This is a genomic window from Streptomyces sindenensis (assembly GCF_014649035.1).
Taxonomy (GTDB): Bacteria; Actinomycetota; Actinomycetes; order Streptomycetales; family Streptomycetaceae; genus Streptomyces; species Streptomyces sindenensis.
Genome location: NZ_BMSG01000013.1, coordinates 54572 through 76249, shown reverse-complemented (window position 1 = coordinate 76249; position 21678 = coordinate 54572). Strand labels below are relative to the sequence as shown.

The 21678-nt window shown below is 70.4% G+C and carries 17 protein-coding genes; 8 read left to right on the top strand and 9 right to left on the bottom strand.

The window, feature by feature from the left end; genetic code table 11:
* Positions 1-92: 92 nt before the first annotated feature.
* The 5 genes from IE145_RS16540 to IE145_RS16520 all read left to right on the top strand — a co-directional run bounded on the left by IE145_RS16540 (position 93) and on the right by IE145_RS16520 (position 7046).
* Positions 93-1271 carry a CapA family protein gene (locus IE145_RS16540; RefSeq protein ID WP_189525799.1) on the top strand — a complete coding sequence of 393 codons (1179 nt, stop codon included), beginning with the start codon at positions 93-95 and terminating at the stop codon, positions 1269-1271.
* Positions 1272-1501: 230 nt separating this feature from the next.
* Complete coding sequence (locus IE145_RS16535; RefSeq protein ID WP_189525878.1) at positions 1502-3757, top strand: cache domain-containing protein; 2256 nt, start codon at positions 1502-1504, stop codon at positions 3755-3757.
* A 6-nt stretch (positions 3758-3763) separates the two neighbouring features.
* Positions 3764-5458 (top strand): poly-gamma-glutamate synthase PgsB, encoded by a 1695-nt coding sequence (gene pgsB, locus IE145_RS16530; protein WP_189525798.1) that lies wholly within the window; start codon positions 3764-3766, stop codon positions 5456-5458.
* Positions 5455-5937 carry a poly-gamma-glutamate biosynthesis protein PgsC/CapC gene (locus tag IE145_RS16525; protein ID WP_006128197.1) on the top strand — a complete coding sequence of 161 codons (483 nt, stop codon included), beginning with the start codon at positions 5455-5457 and terminating at the stop codon, positions 5935-5937. Before pgsB ends, IE145_RS16525 begins: the two co-directional genes overlap by 4 nt.
* Before the next feature lie 32 nt (positions 5938-5969).
* Positions 5970-7046 (top strand): C40 family peptidase, encoded by a 1077-nt coding sequence (locus tag IE145_RS16520; protein WP_189525797.1) that lies wholly within the window; start codon positions 5970-5972, stop codon positions 7044-7046.
* Between the two features lie 154 nt (positions 7047-7200).
* Here the strand turns inward: IE145_RS16520 and aztD are convergent, their stop codons facing one another.
* From aztD to aztB, 4 genes are all read right to left on the bottom strand, one after another.
* Positions 7201-8409: a zinc metallochaperone AztD gene (gene aztD / locus IE145_RS16515; RefSeq protein ID WP_189525796.1), complete on the bottom strand. Its 1209-nt coding sequence runs from the start codon at positions 8407-8409 to the stop codon at positions 7201-7203.
* A gap of 88 nt (positions 8410-8497) precedes the next feature.
* On the bottom strand, positions 8498-9457 hold the full coding sequence (gene aztC, locus IE145_RS16510; protein ID WP_189525795.1) for a zinc ABC transporter substrate-binding protein AztC: 960 nt from the start codon (positions 9455-9457) through the stop codon (positions 8498-8500).
* Positions 9454-10692 carry a hypothetical protein gene (locus IE145_RS16505; RefSeq protein WP_189525794.1) on the bottom strand — a complete coding sequence of 413 codons (1239 nt, stop codon included), beginning with the start codon at positions 10690-10692 and terminating at the stop codon, positions 9454-9456. Before IE145_RS16505 ends, aztC begins: the two co-directional genes overlap by 4 nt.
* A gap of 11 nt (positions 10693-10703) precedes the next feature.
* The gene (gene aztB / locus IE145_RS16500; RefSeq protein ID WP_189525793.1) at positions 10704-11600 is read right to left on the bottom strand and encodes a zinc ABC transporter permease AztB; all 897 of its coding nucleotides are present in this window, start codon (positions 11598-11600) and stop codon (positions 10704-10706) included.
* A 14-nt stretch (positions 11601-11614) separates the two neighbouring features.
* Here aztB and aztA point away from each other — a divergent pair, with 14 nt between their 5' ends.
* Both aztA and IE145_RS16490 read left to right on the top strand, forming a co-directional pair.
* Positions 11615-12358 (top strand): zinc ABC transporter ATP-binding protein AztA, encoded by a 744-nt coding sequence (gene aztA, locus IE145_RS16495; RefSeq protein WP_189525792.1) that lies wholly within the window; start codon positions 11615-11617, stop codon positions 12356-12358.
* 204 nt (positions 12359-12562) lie between these two features.
* Positions 12563-13105 (top strand): hypothetical protein, encoded by a 543-nt coding sequence (locus IE145_RS16490; protein WP_189525791.1) that lies wholly within the window; start codon positions 12563-12565, stop codon positions 13103-13105.
* A 107-nt stretch (positions 13106-13212) separates the two neighbouring features.
* Here the strand turns inward: IE145_RS16490 and IE145_RS16485 are convergent, their stop codons facing one another.
* From IE145_RS16485 to IE145_RS16470, 4 genes are read right to left on the bottom strand one after another with little or no spacing between them, the layout of a single operon-like run.
* Positions 13213-15681 carry a beta-xylosidase/alpha-l-arabinosidase gene (locus tag IE145_RS16485; RefSeq protein ID WP_189525790.1) on the bottom strand — a complete coding sequence of 823 codons (2469 nt, stop codon included), beginning with the start codon at positions 15679-15681 and terminating at the stop codon, positions 13213-13215.
* Positions 15678-16499, bottom strand: a complete 822-nt coding sequence (locus IE145_RS16480) for a carbohydrate ABC transporter permease (RefSeq protein ID WP_189525789.1) — start codon at positions 16497-16499, stop codon at positions 15678-15680. Before IE145_RS16480 ends, IE145_RS16485 begins: the two co-directional genes overlap by 4 nt.
* A complete protein-coding gene (locus IE145_RS16475; RefSeq protein WP_229825595.1) occupies positions 16496-17452 on the bottom strand; it encodes a carbohydrate ABC transporter permease in 957 nt (318 codons plus the stop codon). The genes IE145_RS16480 and IE145_RS16475 overlap by 4 nt, the downstream gene beginning before the upstream one ends.
* A 32-nt stretch (positions 17453-17484) precedes the next feature.
* On the bottom strand, positions 17485-18786 hold the full coding sequence (locus IE145_RS16470; RefSeq protein ID WP_189525788.1) for an ABC transporter substrate-binding protein: 1302 nt from the start codon (positions 18784-18786) through the stop codon (positions 17485-17487).
* 139 nt (positions 18787-18925) lie between these two features.
* Here IE145_RS16470 and IE145_RS16465 point away from each other — a divergent pair, with 139 nt between their 5' ends.
* The gene (locus IE145_RS16465; protein WP_189525787.1) at positions 18926-19987 is read left to right on the top strand and encodes a LacI family DNA-binding transcriptional regulator; all 1062 of its coding nucleotides are present in this window, start codon (positions 18926-18928) and stop codon (positions 19985-19987) included.
* A gap of 293 nt (positions 19988-20280) precedes the next feature.
* On the opposite strand, the gene IE145_RS16460 is transcribed toward IE145_RS16465, so the two are convergent.
* Positions 20281-21576, bottom strand: a complete 1296-nt coding sequence (locus tag IE145_RS16460; RefSeq protein WP_229825594.1) for a YncE family protein — start codon at positions 21574-21576, stop codon at positions 20281-20283.
* Positions 21577-21678: the final 102 nt, after the last annotated feature.

Here is a 21678-nt window from a genome sequence, read left to right as displayed (position 1 = left end):
GAGGAACCGTGATCGTCCCGTGACGGTAATACGACGATCGCACATGAGGCGCATGTAAGTATGACTCAGTGACATTCCGTAATTCTCTCGGTATGGGTCGGTCGGCGGTCCTGCTGGCGGCAGCCGTCGGCCTGACCGTGTCGTGCGGCCCGCAGCCGGCGCAACCCGAGGCCAAGGCGGGCGGCCGCAGTTTCACCGTCGCCGCGGCCGGAGACGTTCTCATCCATCCCGAACTGGTCGACCAGGCCGCCAAGGATGCGGAGAAGAGCGGACGCGGGGAGGCCGGCCTGGACTTCGGGCCGCTGCTCGCCGGCGTGAAGCCCGTGATCAGCAAGGCCGACCTCGCGATCTGTCACATGGAGACACCCGTCGGGAACCCCAAGGGGCCGTTCCAGGGATATCCGGAATTCCTAGTTCCGCCGCAGATCCTGACCAGCCTGAAAGACGTCGGATACGACACCTGCTCGACAGCCTCCAATCACACCTTCGACCATGGACTGAAAGCCGTGCGGCGCACGCTGGACGCCATGGACAAGGTGGGCCTCGGACACAGCGGGTCGGCGCGGACGCCGAAGGAAGCAGAGCAGATCAACATCCGCGACGTCAACGGCGTCAAGGTCGCCCACCTCTCCTACTCCTGGGAGTCCTTCCTCAACCCCACGCCCGAGAAGCAGAGCTGGGCCTTCAACCGTTCCCGCACGGCGGACATCAAGAAGGACGAGAAGCGGGCCCGCGAGAAGGGCGCCGAGGTGGTGCTGCTCTCCCTGCACTGGGGCCTGGAGCACTACAACGAGCCGAGCGTCCCGCAGCTGGAACTGGCTCAGCGGATCACCGAGGAGACCGGCATCGACCTGGTGATCGGGCACCACGCCCACGTGGTGCAGCCCATCCAGAAGGTCAACGGCACCTGGGTCGCCTACAGCCTCGGCAACCAGGTGGCCCGGCACTCCTCGCCGACCGGCCTCACCGAGGAGGGGGCCATCGGCTGGTTCGAGTTCCGCGAGACCGCCGACGGCTGGGACGTCTCCGCCCGCTACCGCACCACGCTCGTCGACATCCCGCCGGAGGTCGAACCCGGGGAGAAGGCCCCCGAGGGCGCCGTCGACGACCTCCGACTGGTGGACGTGCAGCAGGCGCTGGAGAACCCCGAGGGGCTGCCCGCCGGCCGGGTCGCCCGCTACCGGCTGGCCGAGGACCGCACGCGCGGCTTCCTCTACAACCGGGGAGCACCGGGCGGTGACGGCCTCAAGCGGCTGTCCCTGGAGAAGTGATCAGGCACACACCCGCTCGTATGCCGATGAGTACAACCTATTAGGCGCTTGTCCGTCTTTCCTATGACAGCGTCTCGCGCTTTCCCACGACAGCCTCTCGCAGCCACGCGACAGCGGTGCTTCCTCCGGGCACTGAGCACCCGCAGCGACCAAGGAAGAAACCGGTGACATCGACTCCTGCCGCGCCCCTCGTGCCGAAAGGCCGGCGGCGCAGCCGCAGACGTGCGGACATGCCGCTGCTGGGTGGTATCCGGCCGCCGATCGCGTTGCTGTGCGTGCTGATCCTCGCCCTCGCGGGGCTCACGGCCAAGGTGCTGGGGCCGGGCGCGGAACCGGTCGTGCCGAAGGCGGTGCTCTCCTCCCAGCAGCACTTCGCCGAGGACGGCGCCATCGCCCTGCGCGCCTCGATCGACGAGCGGGTCACGGACCTCGAACGCACCGCGGCCGCCCTGAACGCGGGCAAGCCGGCCGACCCCGAGCGCGTGCTGTCCGACCTGAGCAAGGCGTACCAGAAGTGGACCGGCACCACGGTGCTGGACCTGGCGGACGGCAAGGTGCTCGCCGCCCGCGGGGAGCGCATCCCGCTCGCCTGGGTGGACAAGGACGTCCTCACCGGTGACCAGGCGCTCACCCCGCGGATGGTGCGGCTGGAGACCGGCGACGTACGCCTGATGACGATGGCCGTGCTGGAGGGGAAGCAGGGGGCGCAGCAGTTGCTGGTCGCCTCCAACAGCCTCGCCGTGCCGCCCATCAACCTGGGCCCGTTCCGCAGCATGGCCGTCGTCGCGCGCGGTGGCGAGGTCCTCGCGACCGCCGGCTTCGAGCAGTCCGAGGCGCTGAACTCGGACGCGGAGCGCAAGGAACTCGCCTTCCTGCAGAAGCAGATGACCCGGCTCTCCGACCAGGCCGCCGAGGAGACCGAGCAGAACCCGGTCAGCGCCAGGGAGCCCGGTTCCCGCGGCTACCCCGGGGTCAGCGGAACCCTGGTGGGCGGGGGCTACAACGGCCGGCTCGCCACCGTGGGGTACGCCTCCCTCGCCGCCTCCGACCCGGAGGACGGGGAGAGCGTCGCCGCCGGTCTCGGCCTCACGGTCGTCTCCCTGCTCCCGGTGGTCCAGCAGCAGACCTTCACCGACGACAGCCGGCAGCTCTTCGGGCTGCTCGCGGCGGGCGCCCTGGTGCTGCTCGGCCTGCTCGCGGTCGCCGTGCTGTGGATGACCGTGCAGCGCCCGCTGCTCGGACTGTTCCTGGAGTCCCGCCGGCTGGCCCGCGGCGATCTGATCCGCCCGGTCACCGTGCCCCGCTGGGGCGAGGCGGCCCGGATCGGCGCCGCGCTGGAACGTATCCGCGGCCAGCTCGGCGGCGCTCAGGCCTCCGACGGCCCCGTCGGCGCGCGCCCGCCCGGCAGGTTCCGGGGCGGTGCGCGCGGACCGTTGGCGCTGACGGCGGTCCTCCTGCTGCTGTGGTGCGTTCCGGTCGGCCTCCTGCTCAACCGCACGGACGGGACCGTCAGCATCCCCGCCGTCATGGTCAACGACCAGCGCGACCGCACCGACCTGGTCGCCGACCGGGCCCGCCGGGCGCTGAACGAGGCCCAGGCCGATCTCGTCTCCACCTCCCGCCTGCTCGACGTCGACGACCCCGCGGGCGCCGAGACCGTGCTGAAGAACGCCCTGCGCGAGCACACCCGCTACCAGGCGCTGTACGTCGTCGGCGCGAACGGCGACATCGTCGCCCGGGCCGGCGGCGACACCCACCCGTGGAGCGCGGAGAAGGACCCGTCGCTGGTCCGCGTCTCCGGCCAGGGCGAGAAGCGGCCCGTCGTCCAGGCCGGAGCGCCCGTGCCGGAGCGCAAGGGCATGACCCTGGTCGGCGAGGTGCGGGTGGAGTTCCTCAACTCGCTGCTGAAGCGGCCCGGCCTCGGCGAGGTCCGGATCGTGAACGCGGAGGCGCGCACCCTCGCCGCCAGCGACGGATTCCGCGCCTTCGAGGGGCTGCCGGACGACGCGCTGCCCGACCTGGTGCGCGCCGCCAATGTGCGGGTGGGCGCCGGACCGCTGGAGAACGGGCTGCTCATCCGGGACGGTGGCGCCGTCACCGTGGCCGCCGCCGCGCCGTTCACCGGCGGCGGTGTCGCCTCCGACCTGGGCTGGACCGTCGTGAGCTGGCAGGACGCCGGCCGCTTCGAGATCACCGCCTACGAGCGCGAGGACCGCAGCGTGCTCGCCAGCCTGCTCGGCCTCGCTCTGATCGTGGTCTGTCTGGGCTGGATCCACCTCGTCGTCGTACGGCCCCTGCGGGCCCTCGCGGCGGCCGCCGAGAAGCTCGCCGACGGAGACCTCAAGACCGTGCACTACCCCCGCTACCAGGACGAGGTGGGCGCCGTCGTCCGGAGCCTCGAACTGATCCGCCAGCAGTTGCAGGCCCGTCGCCAGACCCAGGCACGCCGGCCCGCCGAGACCCGGCCCGGCGCCGGAGGAAGGTGACCCGGCGTGCTCTACCTCTACTTCGTCCTGCTCACCGGCAGTGTGTTCCTGCTCGTCGCGGGCATCGTGGAGCAGCGGCGGCACTACGCCGCGCTGCACACCATCCCCTCGCGGGTGCTCGTCAACGGCATCCGCGGCAAGTCCTCCATCACCCGGCTCTGCGCGGGCGCCCTGCGGGGCGGTGACCTGATCACCGTCGCCAAGACGACCGGGACGGCTGCCCGCTTCATCCACCCGGACGCCACCGAGGAACCGGTCTACCGCAAGTTCGGCATCGCCAACGTGGTGGAGCAGATCGGCATCGTCCGCCGGGCCGCCACCTACCGGCCCGACGCCCTCGTCATCGAGTGCATGGCCGTGATGCCGGCCCTCCAGGAGGTCAACCAGAGCAAGCTGATCCGCTCGACGATCGGCGTGCTCTGCAACGTACGCGAGGACCACCTCGCCGAGATGGGCCCCACCCTCGACGACGTGGCCCGCTCGCTGTGCCGCTCGATGCCCGAGGACGGCATCTGCGTCACCGCCGAGAAGGAACGTTTCCACATCCTCCAGGAGGAGGCGGACGCCCGGAACTGCCAGCTGGTGTACGCCGACCCGGAGACCGTCAGCGACGAGGAGCTGCGCGGCTTCAGCTGGTTCACCTTCAAGGAGAACGTGGCGATCGCCCTGGTCGTCGCCGACCTGCTCGGCGTGGAGCGCGAGGTCGCCCTCCAGGGGATGTACGACGCCCCGCCGGACCCGGGTGTGCTCTCGGTGGAGCGCTATGTGGCCCCCGACGGCAACCGGCTCGCCTTCGCCAACGTCTTCGCGGCCAACGACCCCGAGTCGACGCTGATGAACATCAACCAGCTGCTCGACCTCGGCGCCATCCGCCGGCCGCTGAACGTGGTGATCAACTGCCGCCCCGACCGCGTGGAGCGCAACGGGCAGATGGGCGAGATCATCCCCGACCTCCAGCCCGACAACGTCTTCGTCATCGGGCACCCCGCCAAGAGCGCGATCGACGCCATCCCCGCCGACTGGCAGGACCGGGCGGTCGACCTGGGAGGCGAGAAGCGGTCCGCCGACGAGTTCATGCCGGCGATGCTCGGCAGGATGTCCGACGGCGCGTCGCTGGTGGCCATCGGCAACATCCACGGCCAGGGCGAGGAGCTGCTGGAGTACCTCGCCGAACTCCCCGCCGACGAGAGCGAGGCGGACGAGGAGACCCCGAACCCGGTCGCCGCGAATCCGGCGCAGGCGTCCCGCCTGGACCCCTTCGCCTCGTACCACCCGGCGTACGAGGAGCGCTACCAGGCTTCGCAGACGCAGGAGATCCCGGTGGTGAGCATCCCGGTGCAGCCGACGGATTCCTACCGGCCGCAGCCGCAGCCGCAGCACCACGAGCAGTACGCGCGGCAGGAGCCGTACGGGCAGCGCCAGGTGCACGCCCAGCAGGAACCGCCGTACCTCCAGCAGGTGCAGCACGCACCGCGTGAGCGGTACGCCCGGCCGGAGCCGTACGCACAGCAGGACCAGGGCCGGAACCAGATCCAGGGCCAGATCCAGGGCCAGGGGCAGGACCAGGGGCAGGACCGGGGACAGCAGGACCAACCGTTCGAGTTCTTCGCCGGCGGGCCGCGGACGCAGCCGCACGAGCCCGCCCCGCACACCTGGCCGCCCCACGACGAGCCGCACGACGACGCCCGGAGATCCCGTTGACCACCGCCGCACTGACCCCCGAGATGGCCGCCCTGGGTATCGCCATCGGGCTGTTCTTCTCGCTGCTGTGCTACCTCACCACCAACCTGTCGCCCGGCGGAATGATCACCCCGGGCTGGCTCGCGCTGACGCTGATCGAGGACGTCCAGCGCGCGGCCATGGTGCTGGGCGTCACGGCACTCACCTACGCCGGCACCAAGGTCATGCAGCGGCTGGTGATCCTGTACGGCAAGCGGCTGTTCGCCTCGGTCGTGCTGCTCGGCGTGCTGCTCCAGAGCACGGTGATGATCCTGCTGTCGCTGGAGTTCCCGCTGCTCTACGGCAACCAGACCCTCGGCTTCATCGTGCCGGGCCTGATCGCCTACCAGCTGGTCCGCCAGCCCAAGGGCCCCACGCTGCTGGCCACCGGCACGGTCTCGCTCATGGCCTACATCGTCGTCGCCGCCGGGCTGCTGCTCGGCATCATGCCCGCTGTCTGACCAGCCGCCCACGAACAACCGAGGAGTAACCGATGGCAGGGAAGAAGAAATCACGGCCCGTCGTCTCGGGACTGGTGGTGCTGGCGCTCGTGGCGACCTCCGGCTACCTCACGCTGGAGCTGCGCAAGCAGGAGACGCCCGGGGTGACCGAGGTCCGCAACGTCGGCGTCCTGGACGGCGGCAAGAGCTCCGGCTCCGCCGACGACAAGGGCGAGGCGACGTGGTCCCGGCTGGAGAACCCGGCGCGCTCCGTGCTCCGCGGCTCCGACGGCCAGATCAAGGCGGTGTTCACCGACGGGGCGCGCCTGGCCACCCTCACCGGCCCGGCCCGCACCTTCACCGAACCGGCCTCCACCGCCTCCAAGGTCTCCACCACGGACTGGGTACGCCTGATGCCGGAGCCGTGGAAGAAGGGCGCCGAGAAGGAGAAGTGGTTCACCGACTGGCACGCCGAGTACGCGGACAGCAAGGAGGACGACGTCTTCGCGACCGCCTTCCAGTACGTGGCCGGCGCCCCGCAGAAGAAGGACGAACAGGGCGTCGTCTACGCCGGTGACGCCAACTTCGGTCCGCTGAACACCACCGGCGCGGAGGGCGGCGACCTGCGCCTGGAGCAGTCCGACTTCTACGACTACCTCGGCCGGCCCTACCCCTTCCGCGACGGGCAGACCGGCACCCCGGAGTCCATGCGCGCCAAGTCCCTGGACTGCTCGGGGTTCATCCGGATGGTGCTCGGCTACCGCACCCGGTACCCCCTGATGTCCACGGACGCCTCCGGCGACGGACTGCCGCGCACCGCCAACGGCATGGCCCGCTCCGACGAGGGCACCGACGTGCTCCCGCTGACCGGTGTGGGCCCCGACGACCGGCCCTCCGCCATCGACCAGCTCCAGCCGGGCGACCTGGTCTTCTTCAAGCTGGACGCCCGCACCAAGGAGCGGCTCGACCACGTCGGGATCGTGCTCGGCTACGACACCGAGGGCCACCTGATCTTCATCTCCAGCCGCGAGGAGATCAACGGCCCGACCATCGGCGACGTGGGCGGAGTCTCCCGGCTGGACGGCAACGGCTACTACGCGAAGACGCTGCGGAGCGCGAAGCGGCTGTGAGGCCGTGGGCCCCGCCGTCACGGCGGCGGGGCGCGGCCCGCCGGAGCTGTCCTTCCACAAGACGGCGCGGCGCCACGGGAGTTCCCGCTCCCGTGGCGCCGCGCCGTTCAGAGCCCCTGGAGACAGGGGCGGAGTGCTGCTGGGCGTGGACCGGTCAGTGACCGTCCACCGTCCCGGACAGTTCGTTGGTGGCCTTCGGCAGCGTCACGGACGCGCCCTTCTCTCCCGATTCCAGGTCGAAGGAGTGCAGTTGGCGCTTGCCCGGTTCGGAGACGTACGCCGTGTGGTCACGGACGAACAGGGTGGGCCTGGGCTGCTGCCAGTCCAGGGGCTCGGTCCAGTCGCCGACAGCTTCGATCTTCTTCTCCACCTCCCCGGTCTCCGGGTCGATGACGTGGAGGACGCCGTTGGTGCCGAGGACGAGGGCTTCGCCGTGCGGCCCGCGGGCGAGCGAGCGGAAGGAGTAGCTGGTGCCGAGGTCGACCAGCTTCATCTTCGCCGTACGGGTGTCGATCAGCGAGATGCGGGTGGGGCGTTCCAGTTCCGCGTCGGGATCGGTCTTGTAGTCGCCGAGCAGGATCGGGGAGGCGTCGCTTCCGGCCTGGTTACCGGTACGGGCGTAGTCGCCGGGGGCGTCGACCTTGGTGAACTCGCCGTCCTTGTAGAGCAGAACGCCGTCCTCGCAGCCGAATGCGACCACCTCGCCCTGCGCGGCGGCCTCGCCGTGGACACCCGGGCAGTTCTCGGCGCGCGCGATCTCCTTGTTGTTCCTGTCCAGGGCAAGGGCTCCGGTGCGCTTCTCCTCGGTGCCCAGAGTGGTGACGAGTTCTCCGCCGGCCAGTTCGATGGCGACACCGTGGTGGGCCTCGGCGGATGTGTAGCTGCGCCCCTCGGGCCGCTTGCCGCCGGCCAGGTCGGCGGGGTCGAAGACGTTCACCTCGCCGGTGCCGTCGGTGAACAGGACCGTCCTGCCGCCGTGCCGGACCACATGGCCGGGCTTCGCCCCCTTGAACTCGGCGTCCGTGAAGGTCTGCCGGGCCGCGTCGTACACCCGGAAGCCGCTGTCGGTGGAGACGACGACGTGGTCCTGGTCGCCCGCCGGGTTGACCCGGTTGAAGCCGGGCAGTTCGACGGTCTTCGCCAGCTTCAGGCTCTCGCCGTCGAGGACGTACAGTCCCCCGTCGAAGGAGGCGACCAGCGGGTTCTTCACCGGGGTGGCCTTGGCGTTCTTCGCCTGCTCCGCCTGCTTCGGCTCGGCCTCGGACGCTGCGCCGCCGCCACAGGCGGTCAGTACCAGGGACGCCGTCAGAGCGAGGGTGGTGCCCGCGAGCATACGGGCCCGTATCGACCTGTTCGTTTTCATGGTGGGGATGTCCTCTCCGGCCCTGCGGGGCACGGGATGGTGGGGTTGAGGGACCGGTCGTCGGTGGACCGGCCCTTGGGGAAGCGGGTCAGGCGACGGTGAGGCCCTCGGCCATGGCCGAGGTGTTGGCGCGCATCATTTCCAGATACGTGCCGGCGCCCCCGCCCTTCTCGGTCAGCGACTCGGAGTACAGCGGGACGACGTTCACGTCACCGCCCATCTCGCGGCGCAGGACGTCGGCGAGTCGGGTGGGCTGGGAGGAGTCGGCGAAGACGGTCCGGACGTCGGCCTTCTCCATGGCTCGGGTCAGGGAGCGCAGGTCGGAGGAGCTGGGCGAGGCGAGTGTCGTGCCGCTGGGGATGACGGCGCCGATCACGCGGAAGCCGAAGCGGTCGGCGAGGTAGCCGAAGACGTGGTGGTTGGTGACGAGGGCCCGGCGGCGCTCGGGAATGGCCGCGAAGGACTTCTCCATCCAGGTGGAGAGGGCGGCGAGTTGTCCGTCGTAGCGTTCGGCGTTGTCCCGTACGGCCTTCTCGTTCACCCCGTCCACATGCTCGATGACCCGGTCGGTGATCAGGCCGGCCGCCTTGCGTACGCGATCGGGGTCGGTCCAGAAGTGCGGGTCGGGCGCTCCGGCCCCGTCGCCCGGTCCGCCCTCCTCGTCGGCGTGGAAGGTCAGAGGATCGGCCGCCTCGCCCGCCGCGAAGGTGGCCACCCCCGATTCCCGGGCGGCCTCCACGTGCCGGGTCACGTTCTCCTCCAGCCCCAGGCCGTTGTGGATGACCAGGTCCGCGTTCTCCAGCTCGGCGGCCTGCACGGCCGACAGCCCGAACGAGTGCGGGTCGGCGTTGGGCTTCATCAGGACGCTGATCTCCGCCTCGCCTCCGACGATCTCCCGGGTGATGTCGCCGAGGATGTTGGTCGTCACCACGATCCGGGGCCGGTCGTCGCCCGAGCCGCAGCCGGTCGCCGTACCGGCGACGACGAGGCAGGTGACCAGGGCCGGCAGCAGGGCGCGCAGCCGCGCCGTCGTCACGCGTACGCTCATCGGCCCGTCTCCACCATCAGGGACGGCCGGATGTCCAGGTCGAAGGTGCGGGCGACCCGGAGGTCGTCGTTGTAGTCGATCTCGAACACGCGCTTGCCCTCCGGGTCGTTGAGGTAGGCCCGGCTCCGGTCGACCTCGATCACCGGTGCCCCGGTCCGGCCACCGGTGGTGTGGGGGACGTCCTTCAGCAGCCGCTCGGTGGCGGTGGTCTCCTCACCGGTGGACATGTCGTAGCCGTGCAGGGCTCCGTCGCCCTCCAGGACGACCAGCGGAGCGCCCTCGCCCGCGGTGTTGGCGGCGACCACGGGACCGGTCGCCACTCGTTTCCAGGCGCGCTCGGTGACGTCGAGGACCCAGACGGCGTCCTTGCCCGCCCGCGCCGTGAGCGTGGTGCTGCCCGGCCGGTGGCTGAACTCCGCGGCCCGCTCCGGACTCGGCACGTCCTCGCCGTACGGGATCTTCTCGGCGGTGAAGGCGCCGTCGTCCTCGCGGACGAGCAGAGCGCCGTCGGCGCAGCCGAGGACGACGCCCCGCCGGGTGACCGCGTCGCCCTTCGGGTCCTCGCACGTGGACTCCGGAGCGGCGACGCGCTTGCCGGACCGGTCGAGGACCACGGCCCTCGCGGGGGCGTCGCCGCCGCGCGTGAGGGCGACCAGGTGTCCGGCGTACGGCACGACGGGCCCGCCGTAGGTGCCCGGGAGCCGGTCCGCGGTGCCGAGGGTGCCCTTCTCCAGCTCCGCGCGACGGTACGCCCGCGCCTTCCCGTTCGCCGCTGTCACGACGGTGAGGCTCTTGTCGCTGCGGATGCTCGTGCCGGCGCCGCCCGGAAGTTCGCCCACCTCCCTGGTCTTCGCGCGGTAGTAGTGCACATGGTCTCCGTGGTCGACCATCCACGCGCCGCTGTCGAGGACCCGGGTGCTGTCCGCGCCGTGGAAGTAGCCGAAGCGGCCGTCCGTGGTGAGTCCGGTGACACCGGCTCTGCGCGCGGCGTCGTGGGTCTTTCCGGTGATCAGGTCCAGCACACGCGTGGCGCCGGAGTCGGTGTCACCGAGGAGGAGCCGGGACTGCTGCTCGGCGGCCTCGGCGGCGCCTTCCACGTAACCGTGGGGAACGGTCGGCGAATCAGTGCTGTCGGAGGGGGACTTGGCGTCGCCCCGCCCCGCGCAGCCCGCAGTCAGCAGGACCACGGACAGGAGTGCGGACGCCAGGGGCGCGCCATGCGTTCGGACGGACAAGGGGGATCGCCTCAGGTTTCGTTCGGTCGGGTCGTAAGGGCGTTCGCGGTGAACGTGGCGGCACGGGCGGGGGCGCCGGTGCGGCGCGTGCGACGTCGGTGGTGGAGCCAGGACGCCAGGTGGGACAGGAAGAAGAGGCTGACCGCGAGGGCCGAGACGGTCGCGCCGGCCGCTGTGCGCAGATGCCAGGAGAGCAGCAGGCCGCCGAAGGTGGCAGCCGCGCCGAGGACCGTGGCCAGGGCCATGACGCCGTGGACGCTTCGCGCCCAGGGCAGGGCCGCCGCGGGCGGGGCGATGAGCAGGCCGAGGACGAGCAGTGTGCCCACGATGTGGAAGGAGGCGACGATGGCCAGGGCCAGCAGGCCGAGCAGTACGGCGTGCGCGAGTCGCGGGCGCAGGCCGAGCGTCCGGGCCTTGCGCTCGTCGAACGCGAGGGCCAGGAAGGCGCGGTGGCCGAGCACGGAGACGGCCAGCGCCAGCAGGAACGCCACCCCGAGGAGCACCAGATCGCTCTCGCGCACGGCGAGTACGTCACCGAAGAGGAAACCGGTGAGATCCACCGCGAACGACTGCGAGCGCGACACGATGATGACGCCCAGGGACAGCATCCCGACGAAGAGCAGGCCGATGCCGGTGTCCTGGGACAGTCGTGGGGTGCGGCCGAGGGCGGTGACGCCCGCCGTCATGACGGCGGCGCTCACCACCGCTCCCACCAGGAGGTTGCCGCCGAGCAGCGCGGCGACGGCGACGCCCGGCAGGAGCCCGTGGGACATGGCGTCACCGAGGAAGGCCATCCCCCTCAGCACCACCCACGTTCCGGCCAGGGCGCATATCGCCGACACCAGGACCCCGGCCCACAGGGCACGCTGCACAAAGGCCACCTCGAACGGGGCCGTCAACCACTCCATACGATGACCCTACAATGACAATCATGTTCAATAACAACGCGACGACATCGCCCGGCGGGGCACGACGGAGCGAGCGCGTCCGGTTCGACGACCTCGACGCCGGCTATCCCGGCCGCCCGGTGCTCCACCAAATCAGCGCGGTGATACCGGCGTTGGCCATGACCGCCCTGGTCGGCCCGAACGGCAGCGGCAAGTCCACGCTGCTCGGCGTTCTCGCCGGGGTGATCGATGCCACATCCGGGCAGCTCCGGTACGCGGAGGGCAGCCCGCCCGCCTTCGTCCCGCAACGCGGCGCCGTCGGCGACACACTCCCCCTCACCGCACGGCAGACGGTGGAAATGGGGCGCTGGGGAGAGCTGGGCCCCTGGCGGAGACTGCCCCGGCGGGACCGGACCGTGGTCGACTCCGCCATGGAACGGCTGGGCGTCGCCGACCTCTCCGACCGCCAACTCGGCGAGTTGTCCGGCGGGCAACGCCAGCGCGTACTGATCGCCCAGGGCCTGGCGCAACGGTCCGACCTGCTGCTCCTGGACGAGCCGACGACCGGACTCGACCCCGAGGCCCGAAACCGGATCACGGCGCTGCTGGCCGACCTGGTCGCCGACGGCACGACCGTCGTCCAGGCCACGCACGACCTGGAGGCCGCCCGCTCGGCCGACGCCTGCCTGCTCCTGGCCGACGGACGACTGATCCGCCAGGGCCCGCCCGAGGAAGTGCTCACGGCGACGACCCTGTCCCGTATCTGGCAGCCGGTGTGAGGGCAGGGGCCCGCAACCCGGTGCGTCCGGTGGAGGCGGAGCCCGAAGGCGGCCCGGCCAGGGAAGCCCTGGCGGGCGATGGGGTTGTCCCGGATCTCCACGAGACGGACCCGTCGTGCCACACGCCAATGACAGCGCGCCTTCGGCGTCACGCAGCAGGGTCATCCGAACCCCACTGTCCGAGGGCGCTGTTACCTTCCGCCCATGACCGCATCAGACGCTCTGCTTCGCCGTCTCGAGCAAGACTCCTCGCTGGCTGCCGCGCTGGCCTGGCCAGGTGACTTCGACATGGACCGCCGGGATCCCCTGGAGGATCTCGTACTCCCCGCCGGCAGGCCGCTGCACCCGGTGGCTGGATGCGGTGCCGGCGGCACGTACTTCCTCTGCGGGGAAGCCGGGGCCGAGGAGCAGCCTGTCCTGTACGCCGATTCCGAGGGCCGGGCCACGCTGATCGGCGCCGACCTCGTGGAGGCCGTCACGCTCATCGCCGTACTGCCCTTCTGGCGCGACCTGGCAAAGAGCTTCACGATCAGCGAGCTCGGCTCGGAGCTCCGGGCCGACCACCCGGACTTCGACGCCGAGCGCGACCGCCTTCTGCACGCCCTCGGACTTGCCTCCGTCTCCGAGGAGGAGGCTGCCGCTCGGCTGCTGGCTGTGGCTGCACGCACGGCCCCGGACTACGTGCCGCGCGTACCGGACGACGATCACCCGCCGTACGAGCTTCTGTTTCCGAGCAGCCCCGCATAGCGACGCCGGAGCCGGAGCGTCATGGCCGCCCCGCCTCTCGTCTCGGCTGATCCGGACCGAGGGGGAGTGTGTGCCGCTGCCTGTCCTCCCCCTCGGTCCGGTCCTGCCTACGGCGTGTCCGTGAGGAGCTCCGTCGTGATGTCCATGTGCAGCCGCCGGGTGTGATCGACCGTTCGCACCGGACCGGTCAGCGTGACCCGGGCGGCGAGCCGCGGGGCGTCGCTCGATGCGCTCAACCGCAGTTCGAGATCGCCCGGTTCGACGATCCGGTGGCCGTCGCGGCCCGTGAAGGACGCGAGGTCCGCCGGGACCGTCGCCCGCACGCGGGCCGCCTGCCCCGGCCCCAGGTCGAGTCGTACGTACCCGATGAGCCGCTGCACCGGCTGGACCACGGAGGCGACCGGGTCGTGGAGATAGACCTGCACCACCTCGGTCCCCTCCCGCGCACCGGTGTTGCGGACCGTGCAGGAGAGGGTGAACTCCCCTTCCGTCGTGGCCCGTCCGCGCTCCACCACGAGGTCGTCCCACGCGAACTCGGTGTACGTCAGACCGTGACCGAACGCGAACGCCGGGGCCGGGTCGACGCTGGACACATCGCTGGCGTGGCCGAGCCGCGCCGCCAGGTAGGTGGACGGCTGGGAACCCGGGTGGCGCGGCACGCCGACGGGCAGCCGGCCGGACGGCGCGGTGCGGCCGCTGAGCACCGAGGCGATGGCCGTCGTGCCCTCCTCGCCGGGAAAGAACGACTGCACGATCGCGGCCGCCTCGTCCACCGCCCGCCCGAGGGCGTACGGACGCCCGGCGAGCAGGGTGACGACAACGGGCGTGCCCGTGTCGAGGAGGACGTCGAGCAGTTGCTGCTGGACACCGGGGAGGACCAGATCCTCGGCGTCACAGCCCTCCCCGCTCGTACCGCGCCCGAAGAGCCCGGCCCGGTCGCCGAGGGCGAGGATCACGAGGTCGGCGCCCCGGGCCAGTTCGACGGCCTCGCCGAACCCGTCGGTGGACGTGCCGTCGATGTCCGCACCCCGCGCGGTGACGAGCTCGCTGTGGGGGAACTCCGCCGCGCATGCCTCGCGCAGGGTGGGCAGGTCGATGCCGAGCGGCGTCCCGGGGTGCAGGCTTCCGACGTGGACGGGAAAGGCGTAGCAGCCGAGGACGGCCGTCCGGGTGTCGGCGTTGGGTCCGATGAGGGCGATACGGGGCGGGGTCCCGGAGCCCGCCGCCAGGGGCAGGGTGCCGTCGTTGCGCAGGAGCACGACGGCCTGTTGGGCGACGCGCCGGGCGAGCGCGCGGTTCTCGTCGGTGTCGAGCCGGACGGTCCCCCGCAGGACCTGCGAGTCGCCTTCCGCCGGCCCGTCCGGTCCGGCGGCCCCGGCCAGCGCCGGCGGGTCCGGCCTCCAGTCCGCGTCGAGCAGCCCCAACTGGACCTTCTGGACGAGGACCCGGCGTACGGCACGGTCCACCAGGGCCTCGGACACCAGACCCTGGGCGAGCGCGTCGGCCAGCGGGTCGCCGAAGGTCTTCACGGTCGGCAGTTCCACGTCCACCCCCGCGCCGAGTGCGGCACCGGCCGCTTCCCCGAAGGTTCCCGCCACCCCGTGCAGCGTCTTCAGGAAGGCGATGCCGAAGTAGTCCGCGACCACGGTCCCGTCGAAGCCCCAGGTGTCCCGGAGCAGACCGGTCAGCAGCTGCCCGTCAGCCGCGGAGGGGATGCCGTCGGTGTCGGTGTAGGCGTGCATCACCGACCGTACGCCGCTTTCGCGTACGGCCATCTCGAACGGGGTCAGGATGATGTCGGCCCGCTCCCGCGCCCCCATGCCGACGGGGGCGAGGTTGCGGCCCGCCCGTGAGGCGGAGTACCCGGCGAAGTGCTTGAGCGTGGCGACGATTCCGGCCGACTCCAGTCCCCGTACATACGCGGTGGCGATGGTCCCCACCAGGTACGGGTCCTCGCCGATCGTCTCCTCGACGCGCCCCCACCGGGTGTCGCGTACGACGTCGAGGACCGGGGCGAGCCCTTGGTGCACGCCGACGGAGCGCATGTCGCGGCCGATCGCGGCGGCCATCTCACGGATCAGTTCCGGATGGAAGGTGGCGCCCCAGGACAGCGGCACCGGGTAGGCCGTCGCGCCCCAGGCGGCGAAGCCCGCGAGGCACTCCTCATGGGCGAGCGCCGGGATGCCGAAGCGATTCGCTCCGGCGATCCGCTCCTGGGTGCGGGACAGGGAGAGGGCGCCCACGGCCGGGTCGACCGGAGCCGTCCCGAACGGGCGGGTCAGCTGGCCGAGCCCGTGCGGAAGAAGGTCGTCGAGGTCGACGGCTTCCTCCATGTCGTGCTGGAACGGCGCGACTTCGCCGCCCTCGTCGGACGCGCCCACCCAGACGCCGACGAGCTGGGCGAGCTTCTCCCGCAGGGTCATGGCGTCGATCAGGGCGTCGGCCCTGGCCTCGGGGGTGAGGCCGGGATCGTGCCAGGGCCCGGTGCGGTGTCCCGTGGCGCCGGATGCCGGCGCCGCGGACTCGGTGGTCCCGGCGGCTTTCCGCACACCGGCGTTGTCGATGTTGGCGGTCACTTTCCTCCGACCCCCATCAGCCCCTGTACCAGGGCCCGACGAGCGAACAGGTAGACGATCAGGATGGGGAGCATGGACAGGACGACCGCGGCGAGCAGGCCGGGGGTGTCGACGCCGTGCTCCGTCTGGAATTCGTAGAGCCCCAGGGTGATGACCTTGGTCTCCGCGGACTGCGTCAGCACGAGGGGGAAGAGGAAGCCGTTCCACGCCTGAAGGGCGGAGAAGACGACGATCGTCGCGATCCCGCTCCTGGACAGCGGCAGCACCAGCTGGAAGAAGACGCGCCGGGACGAGGCGCCGTCCATCGTCATCGCCTCGTACAGATCGGGGGTGATGTCACGCATGACGCCCGTGAGGATCAGGGCGCACACCGGCATGGCGAAGGCCGCCGTCGGCAGGATGACGCCGATGAGGTTGTCGTAGAGGCCGGCCTCGCTGATGACGAAGAACATCGGCACGATGACCGCCTGCGAGGGGATCGCCAGCCCCAGGAGGAACAGCCGGAAGACCGTGGTGGTCGCCCGGCCCCGGCTTCTGACGATGGTGTACGCCAGCGGCGGTACGAGAAGGACGACGATGCCCACCACGCACACGGTGACGACGACCGTGTTGAGGAAGTACTGCGCGAACCCGCTGTTGAGGTCCTTGATGTAGTTGTCGAGCGTGAAGTGCTCCGGGAAGGCCAGCGGGCCGTTCGCGGCGTAGTCGGGGCGCGACTGGAACGTGGCGACGAGCATCACGTACAGCGGCAGCCCCACCACGAGGAGCCAGACCACCGAGCCGAAGCCCGCGAGGTGGTTGGGACGGCTCTTGCTCACAGTCCCTCCATGGTGCTGCGCATCTTGTCGTAGCCCGAGAGCCGCACGACGATCAGCGAGATGAGCGTGGAGACGAGGACCAGGAGAAGGGCGATGGCGGACGCCGATCCGTAGTCGAAGCTCTTGAACGCCTTCTGGTACATGTAGTACGCGCTGATGGTGGTGTCGCTCCCCGGCCCGCCCTGGGTCAGGATGAGCACGGTGTCGAAGGTCGTGAGCCCGCCGACCACCATCAGGATCATCGAGGTGATGATCGCGTTGCGCAGCTGCGGCAGCGTGATGTGGAAGAACTGCCGCACCCGGCCCGCGCCGTCGATCTGCGCCGCCTGGTAGAGGACCTGCGGCACCGCGCGCGCCGCTCCCTGGTAGATCAGCGTGTGCAGCGGGGTGAACTGCCAGGTGCTGACGAAGACCAGAACGCCGATCGCTCCGGCCTGCACCCCGAAGAGGTTGCCGTCGCCGAACAGCCAGGTGGCGTGCGCGGGGACCCCGAGGTTGGGGTCGAGGAGAGCGCGCCACAGCACGGACACGGCCGCGATGGACAGCAGCATCGGGACGAAGTAGATGGCGGACAGGACGGCCCGGTTGCGCTGGTGTCCCGCCGCCCAGACCCCGAGCAGAATGCTCAGCGGGGTCTGCACGGCGACCCCGAGCACGGTGAGCAGGACGCTCAGCCAGAGGCTCTTGATCATGACGGGGTCGTCCAGGAGCTTCTTCCAGTTGGCGAGGCCGGCGAACTCCGGGTCGCTCAGACCGTCCCAGCTGGCGAAGGAGAGTACGGCGACCATGATCAGCGGGACGATCGCGAAGAGGCCGAAGAAGACGGCGGCCGGGACCGCCCAGAGGAATCCCGGCCGGCTCGCTCCGATACCGACAGGTCCGTCCTTCTTGAGGGCTCTCCCGGCCGTCCCCTTGTCCCCGGGACGTTCGGATACGACGGCGGTTGGATTCATGTCATGGGTTCCGCGTCCGGATTCGAGTGAGGTCACGAGGTCGGCAGTGCCTGCATGGCCTCGATGAAGGCGTCCTCGTCCATCGAGCCGTTGAAGAACTGCTGGAGGGCCTGGTACATGGCGGTGGCCGCCGACTGGGGGTACGCCTGGTCCCAGGAGAGCTGGAACGCCGGGGCCTCCTTGACCATGCCGTACTGGAACTTCGCGAACTCGGGGCTGGCGGCGGTGTCCAGGAAGGCTTCGGTGTTGGTGGTGGTCGGCAGGTTGCCGATGGAGAGCTGCGCCTTCACGAACCGGTCCGAGTACATGAGCTTCAGGAACTCGGCGACGGCCTGCGGGTGCTTCGTCTTCTTCACCACGGAGTAGAAGTTGTTGGTGTTGCCGACGAGGTTCGCCCGGTCGCCCTTGCCGCCCTCGACGGAGGGGAAGGCGCTGTATCCGAGGTCGCTCTTCGCGAACTCCGGGTGGGCGTCCTGCTGCGTGGAGTACTCCCACGAGCCCATCAGCTCGAAGCCCGCCTTGCCGGTCGCCAGGAGCGTGGGCGAACCCTGGTCGGTGAACTTCACCGAGTCGTAGTTGGTACCGAAAGCCCCGGCGTCCACCAGCTCCCTGATCATGCTGAGCGCCTTCCGGCTGTCCGGGCTCGCCCAGGCGTCCTTGTCGCCGTCCAGCGCCTTCTGGAAGAGCTCGGGCCCGGCGATGCGGTCGTAGAGGTACTCGAACCACATCAGCGTCGGCCACCGGTCGCCGCCGCCCAGCGCGATCGGGGTGACGCCGTCGGCCTTGAGCGCCTTGACCGCCGCCAGCAGGTCGTCCCAGGTCCGAGGAGGTTCGACACCCGCCTTCTTGAGGACCTTGCCGTTGTTGAACAGCAGGACGGGCTGTGTGCCGCGCATGGGGATCCCGTAGGAGGCGCCGTCGACCACCGCGCTGTTGAACACGGACGGCAGGAAGTTCGCCTTGAGGCCGGGGTCGTCGGCGATGAAGGAATCCAGCGGGAGCAGCAGACCGGCGTCGACGAACGGCTTGATGCTGCCGCCGCCCCAGTTGAAGAAGACGTCGGGCGCCTGCTTGCTCCTGATGATCGTCTGCAGTTTGGCCTGGTAGTCGGCGCCCGGGATCGTGTCCAGGACGACCTTCACCTCCGACGTCTCGTTGAAGGTGGCGACCAGCTCCTTCTCCACCTTGTTCGCGGCGTCCCCGTAGACCAGGACGTGGATGGCGCCGTCGTCGGCCGCGCCGGAACCTCCCCCGCACCCGGTCAGGGACAGCACCAGGGCCAGCGCGGCACCACCGACGACAACGGTCCGCGAGAACCGTGCGCGTTGTTTCATCGACTCGCCTCTCGAAACTGTTTCGGAGATATTGCCGAAACTTGTGAGTCGGGACGCTAGGACTCCCCCTCCGGAGGGTCAACCCCCCGTCACGCCGTCACCAAATCGTTACGCAAAGTGCGAGGTCGAGGCGTGCTCTATGCTCCTCGGCATGCGCGATGACGAGGAAATGGGCCGCATCACGCTGGCCCAGGTGGCCGAGCGGGCCGGCGTCTCCATTTCGACAGTTTCGAAGGTCCTCAACGGGCGGCAGGACGTGGCGGCCCCCACGAGGGTCAAGGTGGAGCGCCTGCTGGAGGCCCACGCCTACCGGCGCACCACACGGTCGGCCCGCGAGGCTCCGCTCATCGAGATCGTGTTCCACGAGTTGGAGAGCATCTGGGCGATGGAGCTGATCCGGGGGGTGGAGAACGTCGCCAAGGCCCACAACGCCGGGGTCGTCCTCACCGAAAGCGGAACCCGCCACGCGCCCGGCCCGGAGTGGATGGAGGCGATGCTCCAGCGCAGGCCGCTCGGCGTCGTCCTGGTCTTCTCCACGCTGCCCACCGAAGTGAAACAGCAGCTCAGGTCCCGCTCGATCCCCTTCGTCATCATCGACCCGGCGGGCGACCCCGACCCCGACGTCCCCTCGGTCGGCTCCGCCAACTGGAACGGCGGACTCGCCGCCACCCGCCATCTCATCGAACACGGGCACCGGCGCATCGGCATAGTCACCGGTCCCGAGGACATGCTCTGTTCCCGCGCCCGGCTCGACGGCTACCGGTCGGCGATGACCATGGCGGGGCTCGAAGTGGACCCCGACCTCATCCTGTTCGGCGACTTCCACGTGGAGGGCGGATACGACCGCGCCACCGAGATGCTGTCCCGGACCCACCCGCCCACCGCGATCTTCGCGGGCAGCGACCTCCAGGCCCTCGGCGTCCTGGAAGCCGCCCGGGCCCACGGCCTGCGCGTGCCCCAGGACCTCTCGGTGGTCGGCTACGACGACGTATCGATCGCGCGCTGGGCGAGCCCGGCGCTGACCACGGTCCATCAACCGCTGCGCCGGATGGCGGAGGAGGCCACACAGATGCTGATGCGGCTGCGGGCCGAGGAACCGGTGTCCACCCGGCTGGAGCTGGCGACGAGCCTGATCGTACGGAAGAGCACGGCGTCGGCGCCGACGGGGAGCCCCGCCGGCCGCGGCGGCGCCCGTTCATGACGGCCGGACAGCTCGTCGGCCCGGCCGGTCCGTTCGTCAGCCCGGCCGGACCGTTCGTCAGCCCGGCCGTCGGCGAGCCCTTCGGCTCCCGAACGGCGTGATCCGGCCCTCCCGCCGTTCGGGCAGGGACTCCACCGGTGCACCGACGGCGGCCCCGGCACGGTCCGGCGACGTGTGAACGGGAGCCGATGCGCTCGGCCTCCCGCGGCTGGACACGGGGCGGCCGTCTCCGCCGGAAGCCGCCGCCAGGGCCCTTCGCGTCACAGCGGCGCAAGACGCGGGGTCCGGTGCGCTCAGCCGGTGGGGCCGGTCCAGTTCGCGGGGACGTGGCCGAGGCGGACCCGCTGCGGATGGTCGCCGACGGGGATGGAGGCGACCTTCTCGCCGGTGGCGAAGTCGATCGCCGTCACCTGGTCGGCGCCGCTCTCGGACACCACGCAGTGCTTTCCGTCTCCACTCACCGTGGCCCAGTACGGCTTGGAGACGGTGACGAGCGGGCCCTCCTGAAGCGTCTCGCGGTTCACGACGGTGACATAGTCGTCCATGGTTCCGGCGATGCAGAGCTTGTCGCCCCGAGGACTCATGGACATGCCGTGGTGCCGGGAGTCATTGACGAAGGTGGTGCGGTCGTCGCTGGTGTCCGGGTTCTTCGGCAACGTCTTCACTCGGGTGATCTTGTCCGTGTGCACGTCGTACTCGACGAAGCCGTTGAAGAAGGAGACCTGGAAGTACATCTTCGACTCGTCAGGCGTGAAGGCGACCGGGCGCAGCGCGTCGGAAAGGTCCTCGCGGCCGAAGGCGTCGAGCCGCTCGCGCATGTCGATGATCTTCTTGACCTCGAAGGTCTTCGCGTCGGCGACGGTGATGCGCCGGTCGCCCTTGGTGAAGTCCTGCCAGGGCGCGTCCAGGTCGGTGTTGACCTCGCCGATGGCCATGTTCCAGAGGTACTCGCCGCCATCGGTGTAGACGTTCTCGTGCGGCTTGTCGCCGGCCTTGAACCTACCCGCCTCCTTGCCCGTCGCCATGTCCAGGACGTGCACGGTGTTGGAGGTGGAGGCGGAGACGGCGACCTGGGTACCGTCGGGGGAGACCGCCATGTGGTCGGAGCGGAAACCGGACACCGGGAACCGCCAGTTGATCTTGCCGCTCTCCACGTCGATGGAGACCACGTCGGCGAAACTCGGCCGGGAGGCGACCACGGACTTGCCGTCCTTCGTGGTGTACATGTCGTCGACGTACTGATCGTGACCCTCACCCGGGCCGAGGCGGATGCCGAGGAAGAAGGCGAGCTTGACGGGGTTCAGGTAGATCTCCCACAGGCGCTCCTTCTTGTCGGGGATCATGTCGATGCGGCCGATCCTGGCGTAGTCCCCACGGGAGTCGATGACGTCGGCGGTGCCCTCCCAGTTGTTGCCGACGAAGAACACCTCCCTGAGCCCCTCCGAGGATGTCTCCCGTACCGGCCGCGGGATCTCGCTCGCGTCGGCCGGGCCGGGGACGCCGGGCAACGCACCTGCCGTAAGCCCCACGGCGAGTACGGCGGCCATGCCGAAGAGGTGTCGGCGGCGAGGGGTGACGGAACGCGTCATGGTGGGCTCCAGAGGCAGGGGGCAGGTGGCGTGCCGTCAGGCAGGCCCGCATCTGTTACTGGAGGTAACGTAGCCAGGAGAGGGGAAGTTGAACAGGCCCCC

Excerpts from the sequence above, each read along its gene's own strand:
- IE145_RS16540 (WP_189525799.1), top strand. The coding sequence starts at position 93 with ATGGGTCGGTCGGCGGTCCTGCTGGCGGCAGCCGTCGGCCTGACCGTG.
- IE145_RS16535 (WP_189525878.1), top strand. The coding sequence starts at position 1,502 with ATGCCGCTGCTGGGTGGTATCCGGCCGCCGATCGCGTTGCTGTGCGTG.
- IE145_RS16520 (WP_189525797.1), top strand. The coding sequence starts at position 5,970 with ATGGCAGGGAAGAAGAAATCACGGCCCGTCGTCTCGGGACTGGTGGTG.
- aztD (WP_189525796.1), bottom strand. The coding sequence starts at position 8,409 with ATGAAAACGAACAGGTCGATACGGGCCCGTATGCTCGCGGGCACCACC.
- aztC (WP_189525795.1), bottom strand. The coding sequence starts at position 9,457 with ATGAGCGTACGCGTGACGACGGCGCGGCTGCGCGCCCTGCTGCCGGCC.
- aztB (WP_189525793.1), bottom strand. The coding sequence starts at position 11,600 with ATGGAGTGGTTGACGGCCCCGTTCGAGGTGGCCTTTGTGCAGCGTGCC.
- aztA (WP_189525792.1), top strand. The coding sequence starts at position 11,615 with ATGACAATCATGTTCAATAACAACGCGACGACATCGCCCGGCGGGGCA.
- IE145_RS16490 (WP_189525791.1), top strand. The coding sequence starts at position 12,563 with ATGACCGCATCAGACGCTCTGCTTCGCCGTCTCGAGCAAGACTCCTCG.
- IE145_RS16475 (WP_229825595.1), bottom strand. The coding sequence starts at position 17,452 with ATGAATCCAACCGCCGTCGTATCCGAACGTCCCGGGGACAAGGGGACG.
- IE145_RS16470 (WP_189525788.1), bottom strand. The coding sequence starts at position 18,786 with ATGAAACAACGCGCACGGTTCTCGCGGACCGTTGTCGTCGGTGGTGCC.
- IE145_RS16465 (WP_189525787.1), top strand. The coding sequence starts at position 18,926 with ATGCTCCTCGGCATGCGCGATGACGAGGAAATGGGCCGCATCACGCTG.
- IE145_RS16460 (WP_229825594.1), bottom strand. The coding sequence starts at position 21,576 with ATGACGCGTTCCGTCACCCCTCGCCGCCGACACCTCTTCGGCATGGCC.